The sequence below is a fragment of the Providencia sp. PROV252 genome, assembly GCF_033676005.1.
Taxonomy (GTDB): domain Bacteria; phylum Pseudomonadota; class Gammaproteobacteria; order Enterobacterales; family Enterobacteriaceae; genus Providencia; species Providencia vermicola.
Genome location: NZ_CP096294.1, coordinates 1096911 through 1117471 on the forward strand (window position 1 = coordinate 1096911; position 20561 = coordinate 1117471).

At 42.2% G+C, this 20561-nt stretch carries 19 protein-coding genes; 8 read left to right on the forward strand and 11 right to left on the reverse strand.

Going from position 1 to position 20561, the window contains the following annotated elements; translation table 11 throughout:
• Positions 1–6: 6 nt before the first annotated feature.
• The 4 genes from M1F05_RS04780 to M1F05_RS04795 form a co-directional block, all read right to left on the reverse strand.
• Entirely contained in the window at positions 7–732 is a 726-nt protein-coding gene (locus M1F05_RS04780; RefSeq protein WP_206085267.1) for an amino acid ABC transporter ATP-binding protein, read from the reverse strand.
• The gene (gltK, locus tag M1F05_RS04785) at positions 729–1406 is read right to left on the reverse strand and encodes a glutamate/aspartate ABC transporter permease GltK (protein WP_206085472.1); all 678 of its coding nucleotides are present in this window, start codon (positions 1404–1406) and stop codon (positions 729–731) included. The genes M1F05_RS04780 and gltK overlap by 4 nt, the downstream gene beginning before the upstream one ends.
• Positions 1407–1410: 4 nt before the next feature.
• Positions 1411–2151: an amino acid ABC transporter permease gene (locus M1F05_RS04790; RefSeq protein ID WP_206085268.1), complete on the reverse strand. Its 741-nt coding sequence runs from the start codon at positions 2149–2151 to the stop codon at positions 1411–1413.
• Positions 2152–2266: 115 nt separating this feature from the next.
• Positions 2267–3160, reverse strand: a complete 894-nt coding sequence (locus M1F05_RS04795) for an amino acid ABC transporter substrate-binding protein (RefSeq protein WP_206085269.1) — start codon at positions 3158–3160, stop codon at positions 2267–2269.
• A gap of 588 nt (positions 3161–3748) precedes the next feature.
• Between M1F05_RS04795 and M1F05_RS04800 the strand changes: the two genes are divergently transcribed.
• The 5 genes from M1F05_RS04800 (at position 3749) to M1F05_RS04820 (ending at position 8560) form a co-directional block, all read left to right on the forward strand.
• Positions 3749–4156, forward strand: coding sequence for a metal resistance protein (locus M1F05_RS04800; protein WP_206085270.1), 408 nt, complete (start codon positions 3749–3751; stop codon positions 4154–4156).
• A gap of 48 nt (positions 4157–4204) precedes the next feature.
• Positions 4205–6286, forward strand: a complete 2082-nt coding sequence (locus M1F05_RS04805; protein WP_206088376.1) for a protein-disulfide reductase DsbD family protein — start codon at positions 4205–4207, stop codon at positions 6284–6286.
• On the forward strand, positions 6283–7014 hold the full coding sequence (locus tag M1F05_RS04810; protein ID WP_206085272.1) for a DsbA family protein: 732 nt from the start codon (positions 6283–6285) through the stop codon (positions 7012–7014). The genes M1F05_RS04805 and M1F05_RS04810 overlap by 4 nt, the downstream gene beginning before the upstream one ends.
• A 404-nt stretch (positions 7015–7418) precedes the next feature.
• A complete protein-coding gene (locus M1F05_RS04815) occupies positions 7419–7919 on the forward strand; it encodes a protein disulfide oxidoreductase (RefSeq protein ID WP_206085273.1) in 501 nt (166 codons plus the stop codon).
• Between the two features lie 110 nt (positions 7920–8029).
• Positions 8030–8560 carry a protein K gene (locus M1F05_RS04820; RefSeq protein ID WP_206085274.1) on the forward strand — a complete coding sequence of 177 codons (531 nt, stop codon included), beginning with the start codon at positions 8030–8032 and terminating at the stop codon, positions 8558–8560.
• Positions 8561–8607: 47 nt separating this feature from the next.
• Here M1F05_RS04820 and M1F05_RS04825 read toward each other — a convergent pair whose 3' ends face one another.
• Positions 8608–9321, reverse strand: a complete 714-nt coding sequence (locus M1F05_RS04825) for an NUDIX domain-containing protein (RefSeq protein WP_206085275.1) — start codon at positions 9319–9321, stop codon at positions 8608–8610.
• A gap of 151 nt (positions 9322–9472) precedes the next feature.
• Between M1F05_RS04825 and M1F05_RS04830 the strand changes: the two genes are divergently transcribed.
• Complete coding sequence (locus tag M1F05_RS04830; RefSeq protein WP_206085276.1) at positions 9473–10492, forward strand: SPFH domain-containing protein; 1020 nt, start codon at positions 9473–9475, stop codon at positions 10490–10492.
• Positions 10492–11415 carry a sugar kinase gene (locus M1F05_RS04835; RefSeq protein ID WP_206085277.1) on the forward strand — a complete coding sequence of 308 codons (924 nt, stop codon included), beginning with the start codon at positions 10492–10494 and terminating at the stop codon, positions 11413–11415. Before M1F05_RS04830 ends, M1F05_RS04835 begins: the two co-directional genes overlap by 1 nt.
• A 55-nt stretch (positions 11416–11470) precedes the next feature.
• Here M1F05_RS04835 and lnt read toward each other — a convergent pair whose 3' ends face one another.
• The 5 genes from lnt to miaB all read right to left on the reverse strand — a co-directional run bounded on the left by lnt (position 11471) and on the right by miaB (position 17550).
• Positions 11471–13003 (reverse strand): apolipoprotein N-acyltransferase, encoded by a 1533-nt coding sequence (gene lnt, locus M1F05_RS04840; protein ID WP_206085278.1) that lies wholly within the window; start codon positions 13001–13003, stop codon positions 11471–11473.
• The gene (corC, locus tag M1F05_RS04845) at positions 13003–13887 is read right to left on the reverse strand and encodes a CNNM family magnesium/cobalt transport protein CorC (protein ID WP_206085473.1); all 885 of its coding nucleotides are present in this window, start codon (positions 13885–13887) and stop codon (positions 13003–13005) included. The genes lnt and corC overlap by 1 nt, the downstream gene beginning before the upstream one ends.
• Before the next feature lie 672 nt (positions 13888–14559).
• On the reverse strand, positions 14560–15027 hold the full coding sequence (gene ybeY / locus M1F05_RS04850) for an rRNA maturation RNase YbeY (protein ID WP_206085279.1): 468 nt from the start codon (positions 15025–15027) through the stop codon (positions 14560–14562).
• Positions 15028–16026, reverse strand: a complete 999-nt coding sequence (locus M1F05_RS04855) for a PhoH family protein (protein ID WP_412990677.1) — start codon at positions 16024–16026, stop codon at positions 15028–15030.
• Positions 16027–16119: 93 nt separating this feature from the next.
• Positions 16120–17550 carry a tRNA (N6-isopentenyl adenosine(37)-C2)-methylthiotransferase MiaB gene (gene miaB / locus M1F05_RS04860; RefSeq protein ID WP_206085280.1) on the reverse strand — a complete coding sequence of 477 codons (1431 nt, stop codon included), beginning with the start codon at positions 17548–17550 and terminating at the stop codon, positions 16120–16122.
• A gap of 322 nt (positions 17551–17872) precedes the next feature.
• On the opposite strand from miaB, the gene ubiF reads away from it, so the two are divergent.
• Positions 17873–19060 (forward strand): 3-demethoxyubiquinol 3-hydroxylase, encoded by a 1188-nt coding sequence (gene ubiF, locus M1F05_RS04865; RefSeq protein WP_206085281.1) that lies wholly within the window; start codon positions 17873–17875, stop codon positions 19058–19060.
• An 88-nt stretch (positions 19061–19148) separates the two neighbouring features.
• Here the strand turns inward: ubiF and M1F05_RS04870 are convergent, their stop codons facing one another.
• Entirely contained in the window at positions 19149–20480 is a 1332-nt protein-coding gene (locus tag M1F05_RS04870) for a metallophosphoesterase family protein (RefSeq protein WP_206085282.1), read from the reverse strand.
• Positions 20481–20561: the final 81 nt, after the last annotated feature.

Below are 20561 nucleotides of genomic sequence, written 5' to 3' on the forward strand. Positions count from 1 at the left end.
AAAAAATTAATGCAAAATTTTCGCTAAGAAATCTTTGGCGCGGTCGGATTGCGGGTTAGCAAAGAACTCTTCTTTTTTACTATCCTCAACAATCTTCCCTTCATCCATAAAAATCACGCGATTAGCCACTTTTTTGGCGAAGCCCATTTCGTGCGTGACCACCATCATGGTCATGCCTTCATTGGCGAGTTCCACCATGACATCTAGCACTTCGTTGATCATTTCTGGGTCAAGTGCTGATGTGGGTTCATCGAACAGCATTGCGATTGGATCCATACAAAGTGCGCGAGCGATAGCAACGCGCTGTTGTTGGCCACCAGATAATTGCGCTGGGAACTTATTTGCATGACTTGCTAAGCCAACTCGTTCTAAGAGCTTAAGCCCTTTTGCTTCTGCTTCCTTTTTATCGCGATTTAACACTTTAACTTGCGCCAGTGTTAAGTTTTCAATAATCGATAAATGTGGAAATAATTCAAAGTGTTGGAATACCATCCCCACTTTAGAACGTAGTTTTGCAAGGTCTGTTTTTTTGCTATTGACTTGAATATCATTCACAAAAATCTCACCCTGCTGAATAGGTTCTAAGCCATTCACTGTTTTTATTAATGTGGATTTACCCGAACCAGATGGCCCACATACGACGACAACTTCACCTTTTTTAACTTCAGTTGTGCAGTCTGTGAGCACCTGAAATTGGCCATACCATTTGGATACATTTTTCAGGGTAATCATGAAACAGTCCTTTTCTTAAGATAATTCACTAACATTGAAGCGCCAAAACTGATAATAAAGTACACCAGACCTGCAAACAGTACCATCTCTACCTGTGTGCCATCTCGCTCACCAATATTTGTGGCGGTACGGAAGAAGTCGGTTAAGCTCAGGACATACACAAGGGATGAGTCCTGAAATAACACAATACCTTGTGTTAATAACAGTGGTACCATCGCTTTAAACGCTTGCGGTAACACGACGAGTCTCATGGTTTGCATTTGTGTCATGCCTAGCGCTAACGCAGCAGAGGCTTGTCCACGGGAAATGCTTTGAATACCCGCACGAATGATTTCGGAGTAATAAGCCGCTTCAAAAAGAGAGAAGGCTATCATTGCTGAAATCAAACGAATATCATTTTTTGGTGATAAGCCTAGAACATTTTGTAATAAGCTTGGAACGATTAAATAGAACCATAACAAGACCATAACGAGTGGAATGGAACGGAACGTATTCACGTAAAGCGCAGCAAACCAGCTAATTGGCTTGAAAGTTGATAAACGCATGACCGCCAAGACGGTTCCCCATAAAATCCCCACCACAATAGCAGTTAATGTGATTTTAGCCGTTACAATAAAGCCATCAATTAAGAAGGGCATGCTTGGGGCAATTGAGCTCCAATCAAAGTCATAAATCATTTTATCGCCCTCCTAATGTGCCAGGTAAGCGAACTTTGCGCTCTAATAGCGCCATCAAAATCATAATGACGACGTTAATACCTACATAAGCTAATGTAATTGCAGTGAATGATTCCCATGCGTGAGCTGAGTAATCGAGCAGCTTACCTGCTTGTGCCGCCATATCGACTAAGCCGATGGTGGAGGCAATGGCAGAGTTTTTCACCAAGTTCAACATTTCTGAGGTCATTGGTGGCAAGATCACGCGATACGCATTTGGCAATAATACGTAACGATAGGTTTGTGGCAAGGTTAAGCCCATCGCTAACGCTGCGCTTTTTTGCCCTCTAGGCAGTGATTGTATTGCGGCGCGTACCTGTTCGGTCATACGTGCTGCGGTAAATAACCCCAGACATAACATTGAAGAAATAAAAAATTGATAGTTAGGATCTAACTCCATTTTAAACCAATCGCCAATTGAGCGGGGAAGCAGCTCAGGGATCACTAAATACCACGTGAAGAATTGCACGATGAGTGGCACGTTACGGAATAATTCCACATAAGCGGTACCTAAAAAGGCTAAAAAGCGGTTAGGGACTGTACGTAAAATACCGAAAAATGAACCGACTAAGAATGCGATAATCCATGCGCAAATAGAAAGTGTGACAGTGACTTCTAGGCCAGATATTAACCACCCTAAATAAGTGGTATTCCCAAACGGGGCTTCCTGAAGGAATATTCCCCAATTCCAATTAATTGACATAATTTTGACTTCCTGTGGGCAATTAGATTGTCCCGAATACTGTGAAGAGTGAGCAAGGCGGGGAACGACCGCCTTGCAACCCTTACTTCCAGTAACACCCTGTTTGTCTTTTTTATTAGTTTAGTGCTTTGTCATTTGGCGCTTTAAACAGTGCTTTCATTTCATCGGACAACGTAAACTTCAGATTCAGATTTTTTGGTGGGATAGGTTGGTTAAACCAACGATCAAAGGATTTTTCAGCTTTGCCTGAGGTTTGTGCGGTTGCGATAGTTTCGTCAACCAGAGCTTTGAATTGTGGGTCGTCTTTACGCAACATACAGCCATAGGCTTCTTCAGTTTGTGGCTTACCAACGATTTCCCAAATTTCAGGTTTTTTCGCTTTAGCACGTTCACCCGCTAGCAGTGCGTCATCCATCATAAAGGCAACGGCACGGCCAGATTCTAAAGTACGGAATGAATCACCATGGTCTTTGGCGCTGATAATGCGCATTTTCATGTTTTTTTCGTCATTTAATTGATTTAACAGGATTTCAGACGTTGTACCAGAGGTTACAACAACGTTTTTCCCTGCTAAGTCCGCAAAATCTTTGACGCCAGAATCGTTCTTAGTCAGTAAGCGTGTACCAACCACGAAAATTGTGTTGGAGAACGCCGCTTGTTTTTGTCTTTCTATATTATTGGTGGTTGAGCCACACTCGAAGTCAAAGGTGCCATTTTGTAACAATGGGATACGGTTTTGCGACGTAATTGGGATTAATTTCACTTGCAGATCTGGCATATTTAATTTTTTCTTCACTGCATCAACGATTTCGTTTGAGTAATCCTGTGAATAACCAACGACTTTCTGGTTATTGTCATAGTAGGAAAACGGTACAGAAGATTCACGGTGACCAACAACAATGACACCGTTATCTTTGATTTTTTTCAGAGTCCCGTTTAGCTCGTCTGCTTGAACTGCGCAGGTCGCACCTAAAATCATCATTGATAATACAAGCTTACTTATACGCATAATTACAGCTCCTTTAGAACATCGGTGTAAACCCGTCATATTTCAAAGGTGACCTGTCATGGAACGAGGTTACACTTGAATGACGTTAGTTTTGTTGTGTTATGTTTGCTGATGTGTCGAGGATTTCGATAACGCCACGATCATCGGCTGTATGTTTTATTATTGTTAAAAAGTAATTAAATTTGTTAACTAATGAAAATGGATTGTTTCAATTTCGGGAGCTATCTCGCATATTATTTGGTGCATTCTTGAATCAGCGCACTAATATGGTGAATAACGACTAAAAATTGTTTAAAACTGATAATCGCGCACTGTTAGGGTGCAAACTATCGCCACTTTCATTCCTGTATAAGATGTAGCAATTTCTGTGCCGAGTTTTAGAGATAGGTAAGTTTTTGTTTATCGAAAAGGGAAATGTATTTGTAAAGTTAGATGATGCTACTTGTACGGAATGTTTTGCTGTGTAAGATGTAACCTCCATTTAACTTATAGATGGCATAACGGTTTTAGTCAAAGTTAGATTTCTACCGTTATTATTGCTAAAGTTGTTTAATTGGTGTTATTTCAGGAAGATATACCGAGAAACGCATGAACAGGCATTTAAAATTAGGTAAAGGATTAGTGATATTCGCCTGTCTGATGGTATTGATTTGTATGAATCAGCGCGCCGTCGGAGAGCGTCTATTTGCCAATTTTTTTGTGCCGAACGTTTTAGTTCACGCACAAAGTCATGCTGGATCTAACCTTACCTATACCGATAAATCTCAATTAGAACAAAGTGATAGCAGTACGCATCTTTCTAGTTGTGAGCTTAGTGCTAAATCATTAATCACTTTGCTACCTGCTGTTATCGAGCCTTTCTTCTTTATGTTTCTTGCTTTAGCTGCATTAATGGTATTTTGCACTAATCTATTTATATCTAGAGCAAACAATGAAGAAAAGCATGCCCCTCCAAGAGTCAGACGACACTTACAGTTTTGTAATCTTCGGAATTAGCGCACAACGAATTTCAATTCGTTGGTGTAATTTATTCTGGAGGAAACAATGCGTTTTTTAATTAATTCATTTTTGATTTTATTTGCTCTATTTTCGAGCAGCTTACAGGCTGCGGATACGGGGTGGCTGCAACCTGCAAAAACTGGGTGGATGAGTGATAACACCCCAATGCATGCACAAGTGCGTTTGCTGAGTTCGACTCAACAGGACGATGGCAAAATTGATATTTTGCTGGATGTGAAACTCGATGATGGTTGGAAGACCTATTGGCGCTCACCGGGAGAAGGGGGCGTCGCACCTGAAATCGTTTGGTCAACACCCGTCGATACAATAGATTGGCAATGGCCCGCACCTGGGCGTTTTGATGTGGCTGGGGTGTCAACTCAAGGCTATATGGGCGATATTATTTTCCCCATTACAGTCTCTAGCAAAGACAAACTCGATAAATTAACAGGTGTTTTAACGTTATCGACCTGTAGCAATGTCTGTATTTTAACCGATTATCCTTTTGAGCTTGATTTAACGGAGCCAGCCCCCGCTGATTTTACGTGGGCTTTTAACCAAGCCAAAGGGGCCGTGCCACCAACGAGTGGTTTGGTTGAGCAAGCAAAAGCGGGTTTTGCCAATGAAAAATTGGTTATTGAGCTGCAAAAAAATTCAGGTAGTGCATGGATTAAACCAAATATTTTCACTGATGTAGTCGATGGCGCTGTTTTAGGGGTGCCAGTGATTAAAACATCAGGGAATAGCCTTACCGCAATCATTGATGTAAGTGATGATTGGGGGGAGGAATCACCAAACTTAACAGGAAAAACCGTATCATTTGTGGTCACTGATGGTGACATTTCCCAGCAAATTAGCAGTGAAGTGACGCCATTTACTGGCACAATTAGCCCAAATGGAGCGGGAAGCGCAATTTCGTTGTGGCAAGTGGTCTTGTTCGCTGTCGTTGGCGGACTAATTCTTAATTTGATGCCATGCGTTCTTCCTGTGCTTGCAATGAAACTCGGCTCCGTATTGATGGTGCCACAGGGTGAACAAAAAACCATTCGTCGTCAATTTTTACTCTCTTCCTCTGGGATCTTAGTTTCTTTCTGGTTACTCGCACTGTTGATGACGCTGTTACGTGTTGGCCAGCAAGCAGTTGGTTGGGGAATTCAATTCCAAAACCCGTGGTTTATTGGTTTTATGGTTCTAGTTACCGCATTGTTTACAGCAAATTTATTCGGTTTATTCGAAATTAACCTTGGCAGTAAAGCGAATACACGCCTCGCGACAGCGGGGGGACAGGGGAATAGTGGGCATTTCTGGCAAGGCGTATTTGCAACGTTATTAGCCACTCCGTGTTCTGCACCATTTTTGGGCACCGCTGTAGCCTTTGCGCTCGCCGCGCCAATGAGTGAGTTATGGTTAATTTTCACTGCATTAGGTATTGGAATGAGTTTACCTTGGTTACTGATTGCCGCTTTCCCTGCTATTGCAAAATTACTTCCGAAACCTGGCACATGGATGCTGAAATTACGCGCGGTGCTTGGCTTGATGATGTTAGTGTCTAGCCTTTGGTTAATTAGCTTATTAATTCCTCATTTTGGTGCAACCTACTCCACCGCGATTGCCATGATATTCTTAGTCTTGCTGGTGGTCTTTATTGCTATCAAAAAAGGGATAAAAGCGGCTATTTTCCCCTTAGTATTATTTACATTGTTTGCGGGCACTTTTGTTTGGATGACCCAAGGACAGCAGGCAGGAAGTCGCTCATTAGTCAAAGATACAGTGAATTGGCAACCTTTAACTGAGCAGGCAATTACCGATGCCCTAGCACAAAACAAGCGCGTTTTTATTGATGTAACGGCAGAGTGGTGTGTTACCTGCAAGGCAAATAAATACAATGTACTATTAAGAGATGATATTCAGCAGCTATTAGGTGAGCCAGATGTTGTCGCATTACGTGGAGATTGGACCAAACCGTCTCCTGAAATTACTGCGTTCTTGCAAAAACGTGGGCAAGTAGCAGTTCCTTTTAATCAGATTTATGGCCCTAACTTGGCCGACGGCGAGGTGCTGTCAACAATACTTGACCGTGAATCGTTAATCTCAGTTATGAATCAGGCCAAAGGAGCCACAAAATGAAAAAAACAATTTTAGCTGTTCTATTTTCATCTCTCATGATAGGGGCAACAGCTCAAGCCGCCCCATTAACGGCAGACCAAGAAGCGCAAGTGCGTAAATTGGTACGTGATACGTTAGTTGAAAACCCAGAAATTTTGGAAGAAGCTATTGTTGCGCTGCAAGCGAAGCAAGGTGAAAAACAACAAGCGCAGATGAAAGAAACGCTAAAAGCCGAGCACAATGCCTTATTTAACGACCCAACAAGCCCGCGCATAGGTAAAAAAGATGCCAAGTTGGTGTTAGTTAACTTTACCGATTTTAACTGCCCATATTGCAAACGTTTTGACCCACAACTGATGGATATCGTGAAAAAATACCCAGATGACGTTGCAGTGGTGATCAAGTATTTACCATTTAAAGGCCAAACATCGTTAGATTCAGCACAATTAACCATGACACTCTGGCAAGAAGACCCGAAAGCATTTGAAGCATTGCATCATAAATTTATGCAAAAGCAAGGCATGCTGTCAGATGCAAATATCAAAGATGCGCTCAAAGCAACGGGTAACGACAAGCTTAAAGCGAGTGAGAAAAGCCGTGAAGGCATTCGTACAAATATGATGTTAGCAGAAAAACTTGGGGTAAACGGAACGCCTGCAACGCTGGTGGGTGATGAGATGATCCCAGGGGCTATCGATGCACAGCAGTTTGAAGAGGTGGTGAAGGAGCAGCTCGCTAAGCTCAAATAATATCCTCGTTATCCTCGTCATACTTCGCGCTGTGGCGTTGTTGGTTATCCTCGTCATACTTCGTGTTATGGCGTTGTTGGCTGCTCTCGACTACGTGGGTAACATACTTATGTATGCTCCCCACGATAGTCTCGTTTGCCGCCTAGCCTCAACACGAATTATTTAGAGGATAAATTATCTCGTCATACTTCGTGTTATGGCGTTGTTGGCTGCTCTTGACTACGTGGGTCACATACTTGTGTATGCTCCCCACGATAGTCTCGTTTGCCGCCTAGCCATAACGCGAATTATTTAGAGGATAAAAACCAAGCATTTTAAATAGCAAGGCATTCATTTCAATTGAATGTTTTGGTTTCTTACATTCTAGATTTGTACTATTTGATAACAAATAGGTTAATAACCTTATGAATAAACTGAAAAAGTGGTCTAAAGAAATTATTGTTTTGGCGATTATTTTATTTATTGCTTTTACCGTCATGGACTTGTGGCGCAAACCACAAGCGCTTGCACCTGTGCTATTGGAGCAACACACTTTGGTTAATGGTGAGACCGTTTCATTGGCTGAACTAAGCAAGGAAAAACCCATATTGGTTTATTTCTGGGCAACATGGTGTGGGGTATGCAATTTAACATCGCCAACGGTATCCGATTTAAGTCAATCAGGTATGCCAATTATCTCGGTTGCAATACGTTCGGGTGAAACACCGCGTTTAATAAAAGGAATGGAAAGCAAGGACTTAACGTTTCCTGTGATCAACGACATTAGCGGGCAGCTTTCCAATGCAGTGGGGGTTAGTGCAACACCAACATTTATGGTGATTGATAACGGTGAATTAGTCAGTTTTACTTCGGGCTGGACCAGTTCTTACGGCTTAAAAATGCGCATGTGGTTGGCCTCATTTTAGTATCTTCATTGTCCCCTTTGGGTTAAAAAAGGGGACTTTTCCGTCTATAAGTTTAATTTATCGTTGTGGTAAACTCATCTGGCATATAAATAATAAAATGGGTGGATGGGATGGTTGTGTTCAAAAAAGTGGTTGGGTTATTGCTAGGTGCGGTATTAATTGCGGGATGTTCCCCCGATGCCGAAGAGAAAAAGCCCGTTGAACAAACATCAGGAACGACGGCAAATTCAGAATTAAAACAGCGTTATGATGAAATCAAAGCCAATTCAACGGAAGAGAAAATTAATGCGTTTAATGCCAAAGGAGACGATGACCCGACGTTATTACGAGAGGTTTTCTTGACCGAAATGGCAAAAGCATTACCGATGTTGATTGACGACGTCACATTATTGACGGAAGTTACGGCAAACCAAAATGGTATGCTGTTTTATCAGTACACCATCAAGGGGATCCCTGATAATGTTCTGGAAGGAAAGAACTGGCAGCAAAATATGCGTGAAATCTTAGATAAAAACTATTGTGGTAAAGACGTTGGCATGAAAATGCTGCATGAAATGTTCCCTGAAGGGATCACACACAATTACCATAAATCAGATAAATTGGTTTTCACCTACATTGTGACGCCAGCTATTTGCCACTAATCTCTTTTATAGTGCCTGATAAGCATTTTTATCAGGCATATCAATAGCTAAAACTCTAAATTGCGAATAAAACGGTAATCGGCTGATTGGGGCTTTAAACGGTATAAATTAGCGGGTCGGCCGCGCTCATGGCGCTTTTTCCCTGTATCAATCAATAAATCTGCTTGTTCTAGGCGACGTCTAAAAGACTTATTTTGCAATGGCTTACCAATCAAGACTTCATGCACATGTTGCAATTCTGCTAAGGTGAATTCATCGGGAAGGGCAAATCCTGGCACAATGGAATACAGTGATTTTTGTGTTAAGCGTGCTCTGGCTTGTTGGTAAAGTTCTAGATGATCAAAAGCGAGAGAAAGATGCTCAATCTCATCAATCGCCACCCATTTGACGGAGTCCACCGTTTCAATATGCGCGTTGCAGGCTTGGTAAGCGATCAGCGCGGTATAGCACACTGTTACAGACCAACCACGCGGATCGCGTTGGTGGTTGCCGACTGTACAAAGTTGCTCAATATAAGGGGGGATCACGCCTGTTTTTTCGTTTAGTTTGCGCAAAACCGTCTCTTCTAACGTTTGATCACTTTGCTCATCAATAAATCCCCCGGGTAAGCCCCATTTCCCTTTTTCGGGGAAACTTGCTCGTTCAACCAGTAATACCTTCAACGTGTTTTCATGGTAAGTAAACAAAACGGCATCGACAGTGAGTAAAGGTGATAAGTAATCTTTTCTGTCATAGCTAGCGAGAAACTCTTTTTCATTCATATTGTTACCACTCAACGTTAAAGATGAAGTATAGGGCTAAATCATACACGCAAAAACAATTATTGTCATTAAGACATTTAATGCTTGACTTGTTTGTGTCTATAGGACAATAATTAATTAAAGTCATAAAGACATTAATGAGGATTCCACTATGATTAACTTTAAATATTTCAAAGCAGACTCATCCACTTTTGTTATTCAATCAGTGAATGGAAAGGTACGTAAGCAAGGCAAAGGGATCAGTTTTTGGTATAACGCAGACAAAACATCGATAGCCGCTTTGCCTCTCAATGCTCAAGAGGCGCCGTTTATTTTTAATCTGCAAACGGCTGATTTTCAAAGCTTACGAGTACAGGGGCAAATTTCATTTCAAGTCAAAGAGCCTGAAAAAACGGCCGATGTATTAAATTTTAACTTAACTAAAGATGGGAAAGGCTATTCATCTGAAGATCCGTTAAAGATGAGCGACAGGGTAGTACGAGCAGCACAAACAGTGATCCAAGCAAAAATCCAAAGTACATCATTACGTGATGCACTATTAATTAGCCGTTCATTAGTCACGTTGGTTTCCCAGCAGTTAACTGAGCAGTCGGTTATCAATTCATTAGGAATAGACATTCTTGAGGTCTCTATTGCAGCGATTACACCATCGCCAGAAACCTTGAAAGCACTTGAAGCGCAGGCGAGGGAGTCTATTTTAAAAGAGGCGGATGATGCTATTTACGCAAGGCGCAAATTCTCCGTTGAACAAGAACGCACTATCAAGGAAGCTGAATTAGAAACCGATCTTTCTGTTCAAGCAAAGGAGCAGCAAATCGAAGAAGCTCGGTTAGACAATGAACGTAAATTATTACGTGAGCGGGCTGAAATTGAACAAGAGGAACTGACCGCACAAGTGAATGCTGAAGAGAAACGCCAAGAATTGGTGGCACTTAGTGTCGGGAACCAGCGTATTCAATCCGATGCGGATGCTTATGCCATTGAATCAAAAATGAAAGCTTATAGCCAATTACCCGTGGAGAACTTAAAAGCGTTAGCCCTTGCCAAAATGGGCCCTGAACAGTTGATGGCGATGGCGTTTGAATCACTGGCTCAAAATGCAGGGAAAATAGGTGAGCTCAATATCTCCCCTGATTTATTCGGTCAATTAATGAAAAAGGGGGCTAAATAATGAAAGTAATTGATGATGCACGTTTTGTTTTGGTTATGCGTAAGACACGCTTACAAGAACTCATTGAACGTTTTAATACATGGCCGCAAGCGAAATTCTATTTAGAACATAACCATGTTGAAGTTGATGATTATTTGCTTGAACATGATTTATACCAGCGACAATTAGTTCAAGCAGAATCAGTACTGAAATCACTAGGTCGATTTCAATTACTAGAAAGAAAATTATTGCCCAGTTATCAATTTTCCAAACAGGATATTGTGGTGGTGATTGGGCAAGATGGCTTGGTCGCGAATACGTTAAAATACTTGCAGGGGCAGCCTGTGATTGCTATCAATCCAGATCCAAAACGCTGGGATGGTAAGTTATTACCTTTTGAAATAGGCCAATTAAAGGAGGTCGTGACTCAAACATTAAAAGGGAAAATGGCGCAAAAGTCGGTCACTTTTGCTGAGGCGATAACGAATGATGGGCAGTCTTTATTGGCGGTAAATGACTTATTTATTGGCCCGAAAAGCCATACATCAGCGCGGTATCTCCTTAACTGGCAAGGTGAACAAGAGTTTCAGTCGTCCTCAGGGATCATTATTTCGACAGGATTAGGGTCAACAGGGTGGTTTCAATCTATTTTAGCGGGGGCTCAGGCTATAACAGGCACGAAAAACCATCCACTTGCGAGTGGATTTGCATGGGGAGATAATAAGTTACAGTTTAGCGTGAGAGAGCCATTTCTCAGTAAAACAACGGGTATAAAGTGGGTATTTGGAACGATAGAACCTAATAGCCCGTTAGCATTGGAGTCTTTAATGCCTGATAACGGCGTGATTTTTTCAGATGGGATTGAAGAGGATTTTTTGCAATTTAACGCAGGATGTATTGTAACGGTGGGAATTGCTGATATACAGGGGCAACTCATTGCTTAGTTTAATATCACTAGCCTCAATAGACGTTTATTGACTATTGAGGCCAGTTAATAACTCAGTGCTTACGGCGTCGGTTCATTGCAAAACCAAGCACACCAAAGACCACGACAGCTCCCCACATTGGGTAGTTGCTCCAGCGTGCATAAGGGGTTAACCCTGTGGTTGGTGTCACTTCTGTAGCAAGCGTGGCAGTTTTGAATTGTGGAAGCATATCTTGAATAGAACCATCTGCACTGATCACTGCTGTGATACCGTTATTGGTTGAGCGTAATAGTGGGCGACCTAACTCCAAGGAACGCATCCGCGCCATTTGGAAGTGCTGCCAAGGGCCTATGGATTTTCCAAACCATGCATCATTTGAAACGGTAAGTAAGTAGTCGCTATCTGGTTTAAAGTTATCCCTGACCTGCGTACCTAAAATAATCTCATAACAAATAGCTGCGGTCAGATGAATATTGCCAACCGCTAATTGCGCTTGTTCGTAATCACCACGGCTAAAACCCGACATTGGCAAATTAAAGAAAGGGGCGATAGGGCGCAGCAAATCTTCTAAAGGTACATATTCACCAAATGGTACTAAATGGTGTTTGTTATATCGGTTTTTAGACGGGTATAAATACGGTTTTTTATCCCCTAATACAATGATTGTATTATAGAAAGTATATTCACCATCTATTGGCCTTGCATCCACAATCCCTGTAATTAACTGAGTATTTGACTCCGCTAATAATTGGTCGAGAGATTTAAGCCAGGTCTGGTTATCGAGCTCAACGGAAGGTACTGCTGATTCAGGCCAAATAATCAAAGAGGCTTTACCGATATACGGTCGAGAGAGCTCCATGTAGGTGTCTTTGGTTTTTTGTAAAAAGCTGGCTTCCCACTTCATTGATTGAGGAATATTGCCTTGAACCAGTGCCACTTCCATTTTTTTGCCATCAAGGGGGGTGAACCACTGCACATTTTTGGCAATTAATGGGGCAAAAATCAAAACAACTGCAACTGTGAGCGCAACAAAGCTGCGGCGCAAGATAGCGAGTACTAACAGGCCACTGATGCTAAATAATAGCAATGTAACCATTTCCACCCCAAATACAGGGGCGAGTGCTTTCATCGGCCCATCAATTTGGCTATAACCAAATTGCAGCCATGGGAAGCCTGTTAACACCCAACCACGCAGAAATTCGGTGACTTGCCAGAGGGCGGGAGCGGCAAAAACCAAACGCCAAATATTGGCTTTAGGCGCAAATTTAGCCAATAACCCGCCAAATAGCCCTGTATACAGCGAAAGGTAAGCGGCTAATAAAATAACAATAAAGACGTTGACTGGGCCTGGCATTCCGCCGAAATCAGCAATACTGACGTAAACCCAATTGACGCCACTGCCAAATAGGCCAAAGCCCCATGCAAAACCTATCGCAAAAGATTGTTTTGTATTACGTTCTAGGGTGAGTAGCTGGAGAAATAAAATTGAGAGTAGCGCAGCAGGCCAGATGTCAAAAGGCGAAAAAGCCAGTGTTCCACTGGCTCCGAATAATAAAGCCAGCAGTAACCGCAACCACTGGCTTTGATACATAGATGTTGAGTTCATTAAGTCTGTTCTTCTTCCAAAGTAGGAACTGGCGCATCGTCTGGAATTTTCACGTGAAGCAGAAGAATTCGGCGACTGTCTGCCATAGCAACTTTAAACTGATAATTATCTATTGTGATGGTTTCACCGCGGGAAGGCAAATGACCAAAGGCCTGCATGACTAAGCCACCAACGGTATCTACTTCATCATCACTAAAATGGGTATTGAACGCCTCATTGAAATCTTCAATCTGCGTTAGTGCGCGGACAGAATAGGAATGACGACTCAATTGGCGAATATCGACATCATCTTGATCGTCGTATTCGTCTTCAATTTCACCCACAATCAACTCTAAAATATCTTCAATGGTCACAAGACCAGAAACACCACCAAATTCATCGATAACGATAGCCATATGGTAGCGTTGGGAACGGAACTCTTTGAGTAATCGGTCTACTCGTTTACTTTCAGGGACAACAACCGCTTGGCGTAAGACTTTATCGATACTAAAAGGCTCGGCATCCGTACGCATAAATGGCAGTAAATCTTTTGCCATCAACAGCCCTTCAATGTGGTCTTTGTCTTCGCTGATAACAGGGAAGCGTGAGTGAGCAGAGTCAATAATGACATCCAAGCACTCATCAAGCGTTTGGTTACGTTTTAAGGTAACAATTTGGGAACGCGGGATCATAATGTCGCGCACGCGCTGATCCGCGATATCCATAACCCCTTCAAGCATTTCACGGGTATCAGGATCGATTAAATCGTTTTGTTCAGAGTCGCGAATTAATTCGACTAAATCATCACGATTTTTAGGTTCACCATGGAAAAGGTGATTTAACAGTGCAAAGAACCCTTTCTTAGGACCAGGGTTATCGCTACTCGAAGAGTTATCGTCGCTCATGGCGGTTAATTTTTTTTTCCTCAAAAAATACTCGTCATACTTCGAACCGCAGCGTTGTTGGCTGCACTTGGCTACCCGAATCACATACTTGTGTATGCTCATCGGGATAGCCTCGCTGGCCGCCTAGCTGCAATCCGAATTATTTAGAGTATTGAATAGTCGTTACTCGTCATATATCGAACTGCAGCGTTGTTGGCTGCACTTGGCTACCCGAATCACATACTTGTGTATGCTCATCGGGATAGCCTCGCTGGCCGCCTAGTTGCAATCCGAATTATTTAGAGTATTGAATAGTCGTTACTCGTCATATATCGAACTGCAGCGTTGTTGGCTGCACTTGCTACCCGAATCACATACTTGTGTATGCTCATCGGGATAGCCTCGCTGGCCGCCTAGCTGCAATCCGAATTATTTAGAGTATTGAATAGTCGTTACTCGTCATATATCGAACCGCAGCGTTGTTGGCTGCACTTGGCTACCTGAATCACATACTTGCGTATGCTCATACAAAAAAGTTAGCAGGTAAAGTACTTAGAGCGTTAGTTAGTTAATAAAAACAGCTTACTTCATTCTTTTTTAGCATAAAACCGGTGGTTTATCTGCAAAATTACCATCAGTTTTTTGTAAAATAATGCATTCTTCGTAAAAGATGCCTAAAAAATTATAGTTAGGTCACTCTTTTTCTGCAAGATAGGGGTCTTCATAACCCAATTCAGCCAAAATTTCGGTTTCTAAACCTTCCATTTCTTCAGCTTCATCATCTTCAATATGGTCATAACCTAACAGATGCAAGCAGCCGTGAACCACCATATGCGCCCAATGTTCTTCGGCACTTTTTTGTTGTTCAATAGCTTCTTGTTCAACTACTTGGCGACAAATAATTAAATCGCCGAGCAGAGGAAGCTCAATTTCAGGTGGTGCTTCAAAAGGAAAAGATAACACATTAGTGGGTTTATCTTTTCCACGATAAGTGAGGTTGAGATGATGACTTTCCGCTTCATCGACAACACGGATAGTGACTTCGCTTTGAGCTTGGAATTTTGGTAACACAGCGGCTAACCAGCGCTCGAATAGTGCTTCAGAAGGTAAACCTTCAGGGTTTTCACACGCAATTTGTAAATCGAGAATGATGTCACTCATTTATTGGTTTTCCTGCTTTTCCAGCTCTTTTTGCTGTTCTTTTTCTTCACGTAACTGTTGACGGCGCTTGTTATCTTGTTCTTCCCACGCTTCGTAGGCCATAACAACTTTGGCAACGACAGGGTGGCGAACTACGTCTTCACTGTGGAAGAAATTAAAGCTTAAATCATCCACGCCAGAGAGCACTTCAATGGCATGGCGTAGACCTGATTTACTGCCGCGCGGTAAGTCGACTTGGGTGATATCACCAGTCACAACCGCTTTGGAGTTAAACCCAATCCGCGTCAAAAACATTTTCATCTGCTCGATGGTGGTGTTTTGACTTTCATCTAAAATAATAAATGCATCATTTAAAGTACGACCACGCATGTATGCCAGCGGGGCAACTTCAATCACGTTGCGCTCAATCAGTTTTTCAACCTTTTCAAAGCCTAACATCTCAAATAGCGCATCATAAAGCGGACGTAAATATGGGTCGACTTTCTGGCTTAAATCCCCAGGTAAGAAGCCCAGTTTTTCACCAGCTTCAACGGCAGGGCGCGTAAGCAAAATGCGGCGAACTTCTTGGCGTTCTAAGGCATCGACCGCAGCAGCTACCGCTAAATAGGTTTTCCCCGTTCCTGCAGGGCCAATACCGAAGGTAATATCATGGTCCAAAATATTGGCAATATATTGCGCTTGGTTTGGTGTGCGAGGCTTTATCACGCCACGTTTGGTTTTGATATTCACCGCTTTGCCGTAGTCTGGAACGCTTTCGGCGGATTGCTCTAAAATGCGGCTATCCAAAATGGCCAAGTGAATATTTTCAGGGTCGATATCAGGAATAACACCGCGCACAGGCGCGGTATCGACATACAGTTGACGCAAAATTTTGCTCGTCGCTTGTACATTAAGTGGCTTACCCGATAACTTAAAGCGGTTATCACGGCGGTTAATTTCGATAGCAAGGCGGCGTTCTAGCTGCTTGATATTATCGTCAAATGGCCCGCAGAGGCTCATTAAACGTTGATTATCTGCGGGTTCTAGAAAGATTTCTTGTGTTGCGATTTGCAAATTTTTTGTCTCGGTCACTGAATATCCTATGGTTGTGGCTTAGGGCTGGAAACTGCCAACACCTAGCTCATCTTCTTTACGGGTGCGTGCAATAACAGATTCTGGTGATTCGTGAACGCGAAGGCCCATTTGATCTTCTGTACGAATAACTTTACCGCGTAATGAGTTGGTATAGACGTCTACAATCTCAACATCCACAAACTTACCGATCATATCTGGCGTGCCTTCAAAGTTCACAACACGGTTATTTTCAGTACGACCAGAAAGCTCCATAACATTTTTACGGGATGTTCCTTCAACTAAGATACGTTGAACGGTACCCACCATTTGGCGGCTGAAGCTCAATGCTTGCTGATTAATGCGCTGCTGTAATAAGTATAGACGTTGTTTTTTCTCTTCTTCAGTGACATCGTCAGGGAGATCTGCTGCTGGCGTACCAGGACGCGCGGAATAGACAAAGCTGTAGCTCATGTCAAAATTCACGTCAGCAATCAGTTTCATCGTTCTTTCGAAGTCATCAGTCGTTTCACCTGGGAAACCAACAATAAAGTCAGAGCTGATAAGAATACCAGGACGCGCTTCGCGCAGTTTGCGAATAATGGCTTTGTATTCCAGTGCAGTATGAGCACGTTTCATCATGGTGAGAACGCGGTCAGAACCACTTTGCACAGGTAGGTGTAAGAAACTGACTAATTCAGGCGTATCACGGTAAACTTCGATGATATCGTCAGTAAATTCAATTGGGTGGCTAGTGGTAAAGCGAACACGGTCGATACCGTCAATAGCCGCGACTAAACGCAGTAATTCTGCGAATGAGCAAATTTCGCCATCAAAGGTTTCACCGCGGTAAGCGTTAACGTTCTGACCTAATAAGTTGACTTCACGTACGCCTTGCGCGGCTAATTGTGCGATTTCGAATAAAATATCATCACAAGGGCGGCTAACTTCTTCACCACGGGTATAAGGTACTACGCAGAAAGTACAGTATTTATTACAGCCTTCCATAATAGAAACGAATGCCGTTGGGCCTTCAGCGCGTGGCTCAGGCAAACGGTCAAACTTCTCAATTTCAGGGAAGCTGATGTCAATAACTGGGCTGCGTGTACCTTGCACTTGGTTTATCATCTCTGGAAGACGGTGCAATGTTTGTGGGCCAAAGACAATATCAACACTCGGCGCACGTTGGCGGATAAAATCCCCTTCTTGGGACGCAACACAGCCACCGACACCAATAATGATGTCAGGGTTTTTATCTTTAAAAAACTTCCAACGACCAAGCTGATGGAAGACTTTTTCTTGGGCTTTTTCCCGAATTGAGCAGGTATTGAGCAGGAGTAAATCTGCTTCTTCAGCAACTTCAGTTAGTTGATAACCGTGGGTACTTTCTAATAAAGAGACCATTTTGGATGAGTCATACTCATTCATTTGGCAGCCCCACGTTTTAATGTATAACTTTTTATTCGTCGACATGTCGTATATCCGGTGTTTTCGAAGCGGCTAGTGTAATGGACCCCGAAACGCGTTGTAAATCCAAAGTCCTACCCTCTTTTGGGAACTCGTTTGCATTTTGATTAAGAACATCATTGTATGATGGGATAAATGCAAAGATAGCAAGAAATAATATCACTTCACGAAATTTAAGGGCAGGCAATTTGCCTATTGTTTTAAAAATTAGGACGTATTGTATTCATTTGGGGCTTCAGTGACTAGAGTTCAAGTGGAGATATTGTCTGCGAGGGTAATAAATTTTCGGTACAATACGGCAATCAATTCATAAATAGTGGCCAATGTGATGAATAAACAAATCGAATCTTATGATGTTGTCGTGGTAGGTGCGGGAATGACAGGCGCAGCGGCGGCATTGGGCTTTGCCCAAGAAGGGATGAAGGTGGCTTTGCTTGAGAAGGCACAACCTGCACCATTTGAGCCACACAGTACCCCAGATGTTCGCATTTCGGCAATTAGCCGCGCTTCAGTCGAATTATTAAAGCAACTCGGTGCATGGCAGCATGTAGAAGTCATGCGCAGTGTGCCTTATCGCCAATTAGAAACATGGGAAGAACCCGATAGCAATGTGGTGTTTGATGCCCAAAGCCTTGGTTTGCCAGAGCTAGGTTTTATGGTTGAAAACCGAGTCTTGCAGCTTGCTTTATGGCAAGAGTGCCAACAATACAGTAATTTAGAACTTGTTTGCCCCGCAAAGCTGGTGAATTTATACCAACCCAAAAACCAAAAAGCGTGGCGATTAGAACTCGATGATAACCGTCTGTTAGAAGCAAAATTAGTTGTGGGCGCAGATGGCGCAAATTCCCAAGTGCGTAAAATGGCAGGGATTGGCAGCCGCGGTTGGCAATATCGCCAAGCTTGTATGTTGATTACCATTCAAACAGAACAACCTCAACAAGACAAAACGTGGCAGCAATTTTTCCCATCAGGCCCGAGGGCATTTTTACCGTTATACAATAATTGGGCCTCATTGGTCTGGTATGACAGCCCAGCAAAGATTAGACGTTTGCAAAGTATGTCCATGGAACAACTCACTGGTGCGATTTCGGAAGCGTTCCCTGAGCGTTTGGGCAAGGTGACCGCAATTGCATCAGGGGCATTCCCCTTAACACGTCACCATGCTAACCGTTATGTTATTGATGGTTTAGCATTGATTGGCGATGCAGCGCACACAATCAACCCTTTAGCTGGGCAAGGGGTTAATTTAGGCTATCGTGATGTAGAGAGTTTGCTGAATGTGGTGAGTTACGCACGTGAATATTTGCAACCTTGGTATTCTGTTGATGTCTTAAAGCGCTATCAGCGTCGCCGTTTGCCTGATAATTTGGTCATGCAAGCAGGAATGGATGTGTTCTATATGGCGTTTAGCGAGAATCTTCCAGGTTTAAAAATGTTGAGAAACCTAGGGTTGATGGCGGCTCAAAGAGCTGGGGAAGCGAAAAAACTTGCCCTGAAATATGCATTAGGGCTGTAAATGATAAGTGCTTTCATGTTCAGTGAAATATTTCACTCTAAACACCCTAATACTTTAGGGTGAGATAATGTTTGAATGATAAACAAGGTTATTTTGTTTTTTGGATATCAAAAAAGGCTTTTGATTTTAATAAGTATTCTTCCCCTTTGGAAATAACAAAAGTCTCTTGAGATGTAATTACGGTGCTCTTATAACCCGCAGAGGAGTTTATTTTGATGGTTTGATTTTTTTTATTTGCATCGGAAATGTATATTTCAGGAGACCAATGACCGTCTTTTAAGTATATGGCAATATTATCAGATAAGGCTAAGGCTTCATTGAGCATGTTTTGAGTGATAATTTCTGTATTCTCAAATGATACTTCGTGATATTCAATATTAGTTTCGAGATCGATTATTTTTTTGCGAAGTGAATTAATATTATTCCAAGTCTCAGGGCTGTAGTTTTTCTCGAGCCCATAATATTCTTGTGGTCTATAGGTCGCATCACCACTTGGTATATCATTATGATATTTTTTATTCATTAATGAATTTGCTTCTGCTAATAAACGAGGTTTGTCCTCATCATCATTGTTTTCCAGTTTTTTTGCGAGAACAGATAGTGTGGGTAAATGGATTGCATGGCCATATTCAGGTAGTTGAGTATTATGATAGAAGTTCCATGCTTCAAAGATAAGTTTATCATCACTGACTTTTAATAAATAACCTGTTCCTGATGTGGTGACGCCGTTTTCACCTTTAGTAAGGCTTGGGATCTCAATGAGTGTTCCAAAAGGTCGCTGAATGAACTCAATTGTCCCAAAGCCATTGTGAATGTGTCCGCTCAGTAAAATAATTTGGGGATAATCTAAAAAAATCTGTTTTAATTCTTCATCTTGGTTTCCAAAACCACCAAATAAGCCTGCTCGCCAATGTGTTGAGTTAAAGGCTTGATGAGTGAGTACAAAGATAGGTTTATCCGCTACTGCGCCCTCAGGTAATTTTTCTTTTAACCATGCGAGCGAATTAGCGTTCAGCTCCATTTCATCCTTTAGGCCAACATCAGTGTTTAAGCATAAAAAGTGATAGCCTCCGATCCATGCATCTATGCACATCGTACCTTCGTAGCGTGATACGCGGCAATTATCAAGATAGTCGTGATATATCTCAATAAGGTCTGGATCCAATGAACCGTCAGAAGCAGCTCCAGTTCTAACATCATGGTTTCCAAGCATGAGTAATAGATTTTGATGGTATTTCGTTGGGAAATTATTCTGGAAGGTTTGCAATGCTTCTTTTCTATTGGCGTGATAGTCACCAATATCTCCCGCCATGAGCAGGGCAGTCGCCCCACAGTCTGCAATATTAATAATTGATTGTGCTAAGACTGTTTTATCTTCGGCCGAGTTTTGATGGATGTCACTAATAATACCTATAATCACAGAATATATCCTTTATATAATTTATACGTATTACTAATTAACTGTTTATTTAAAATAACTCAATTTCACCTTTTATTAGTT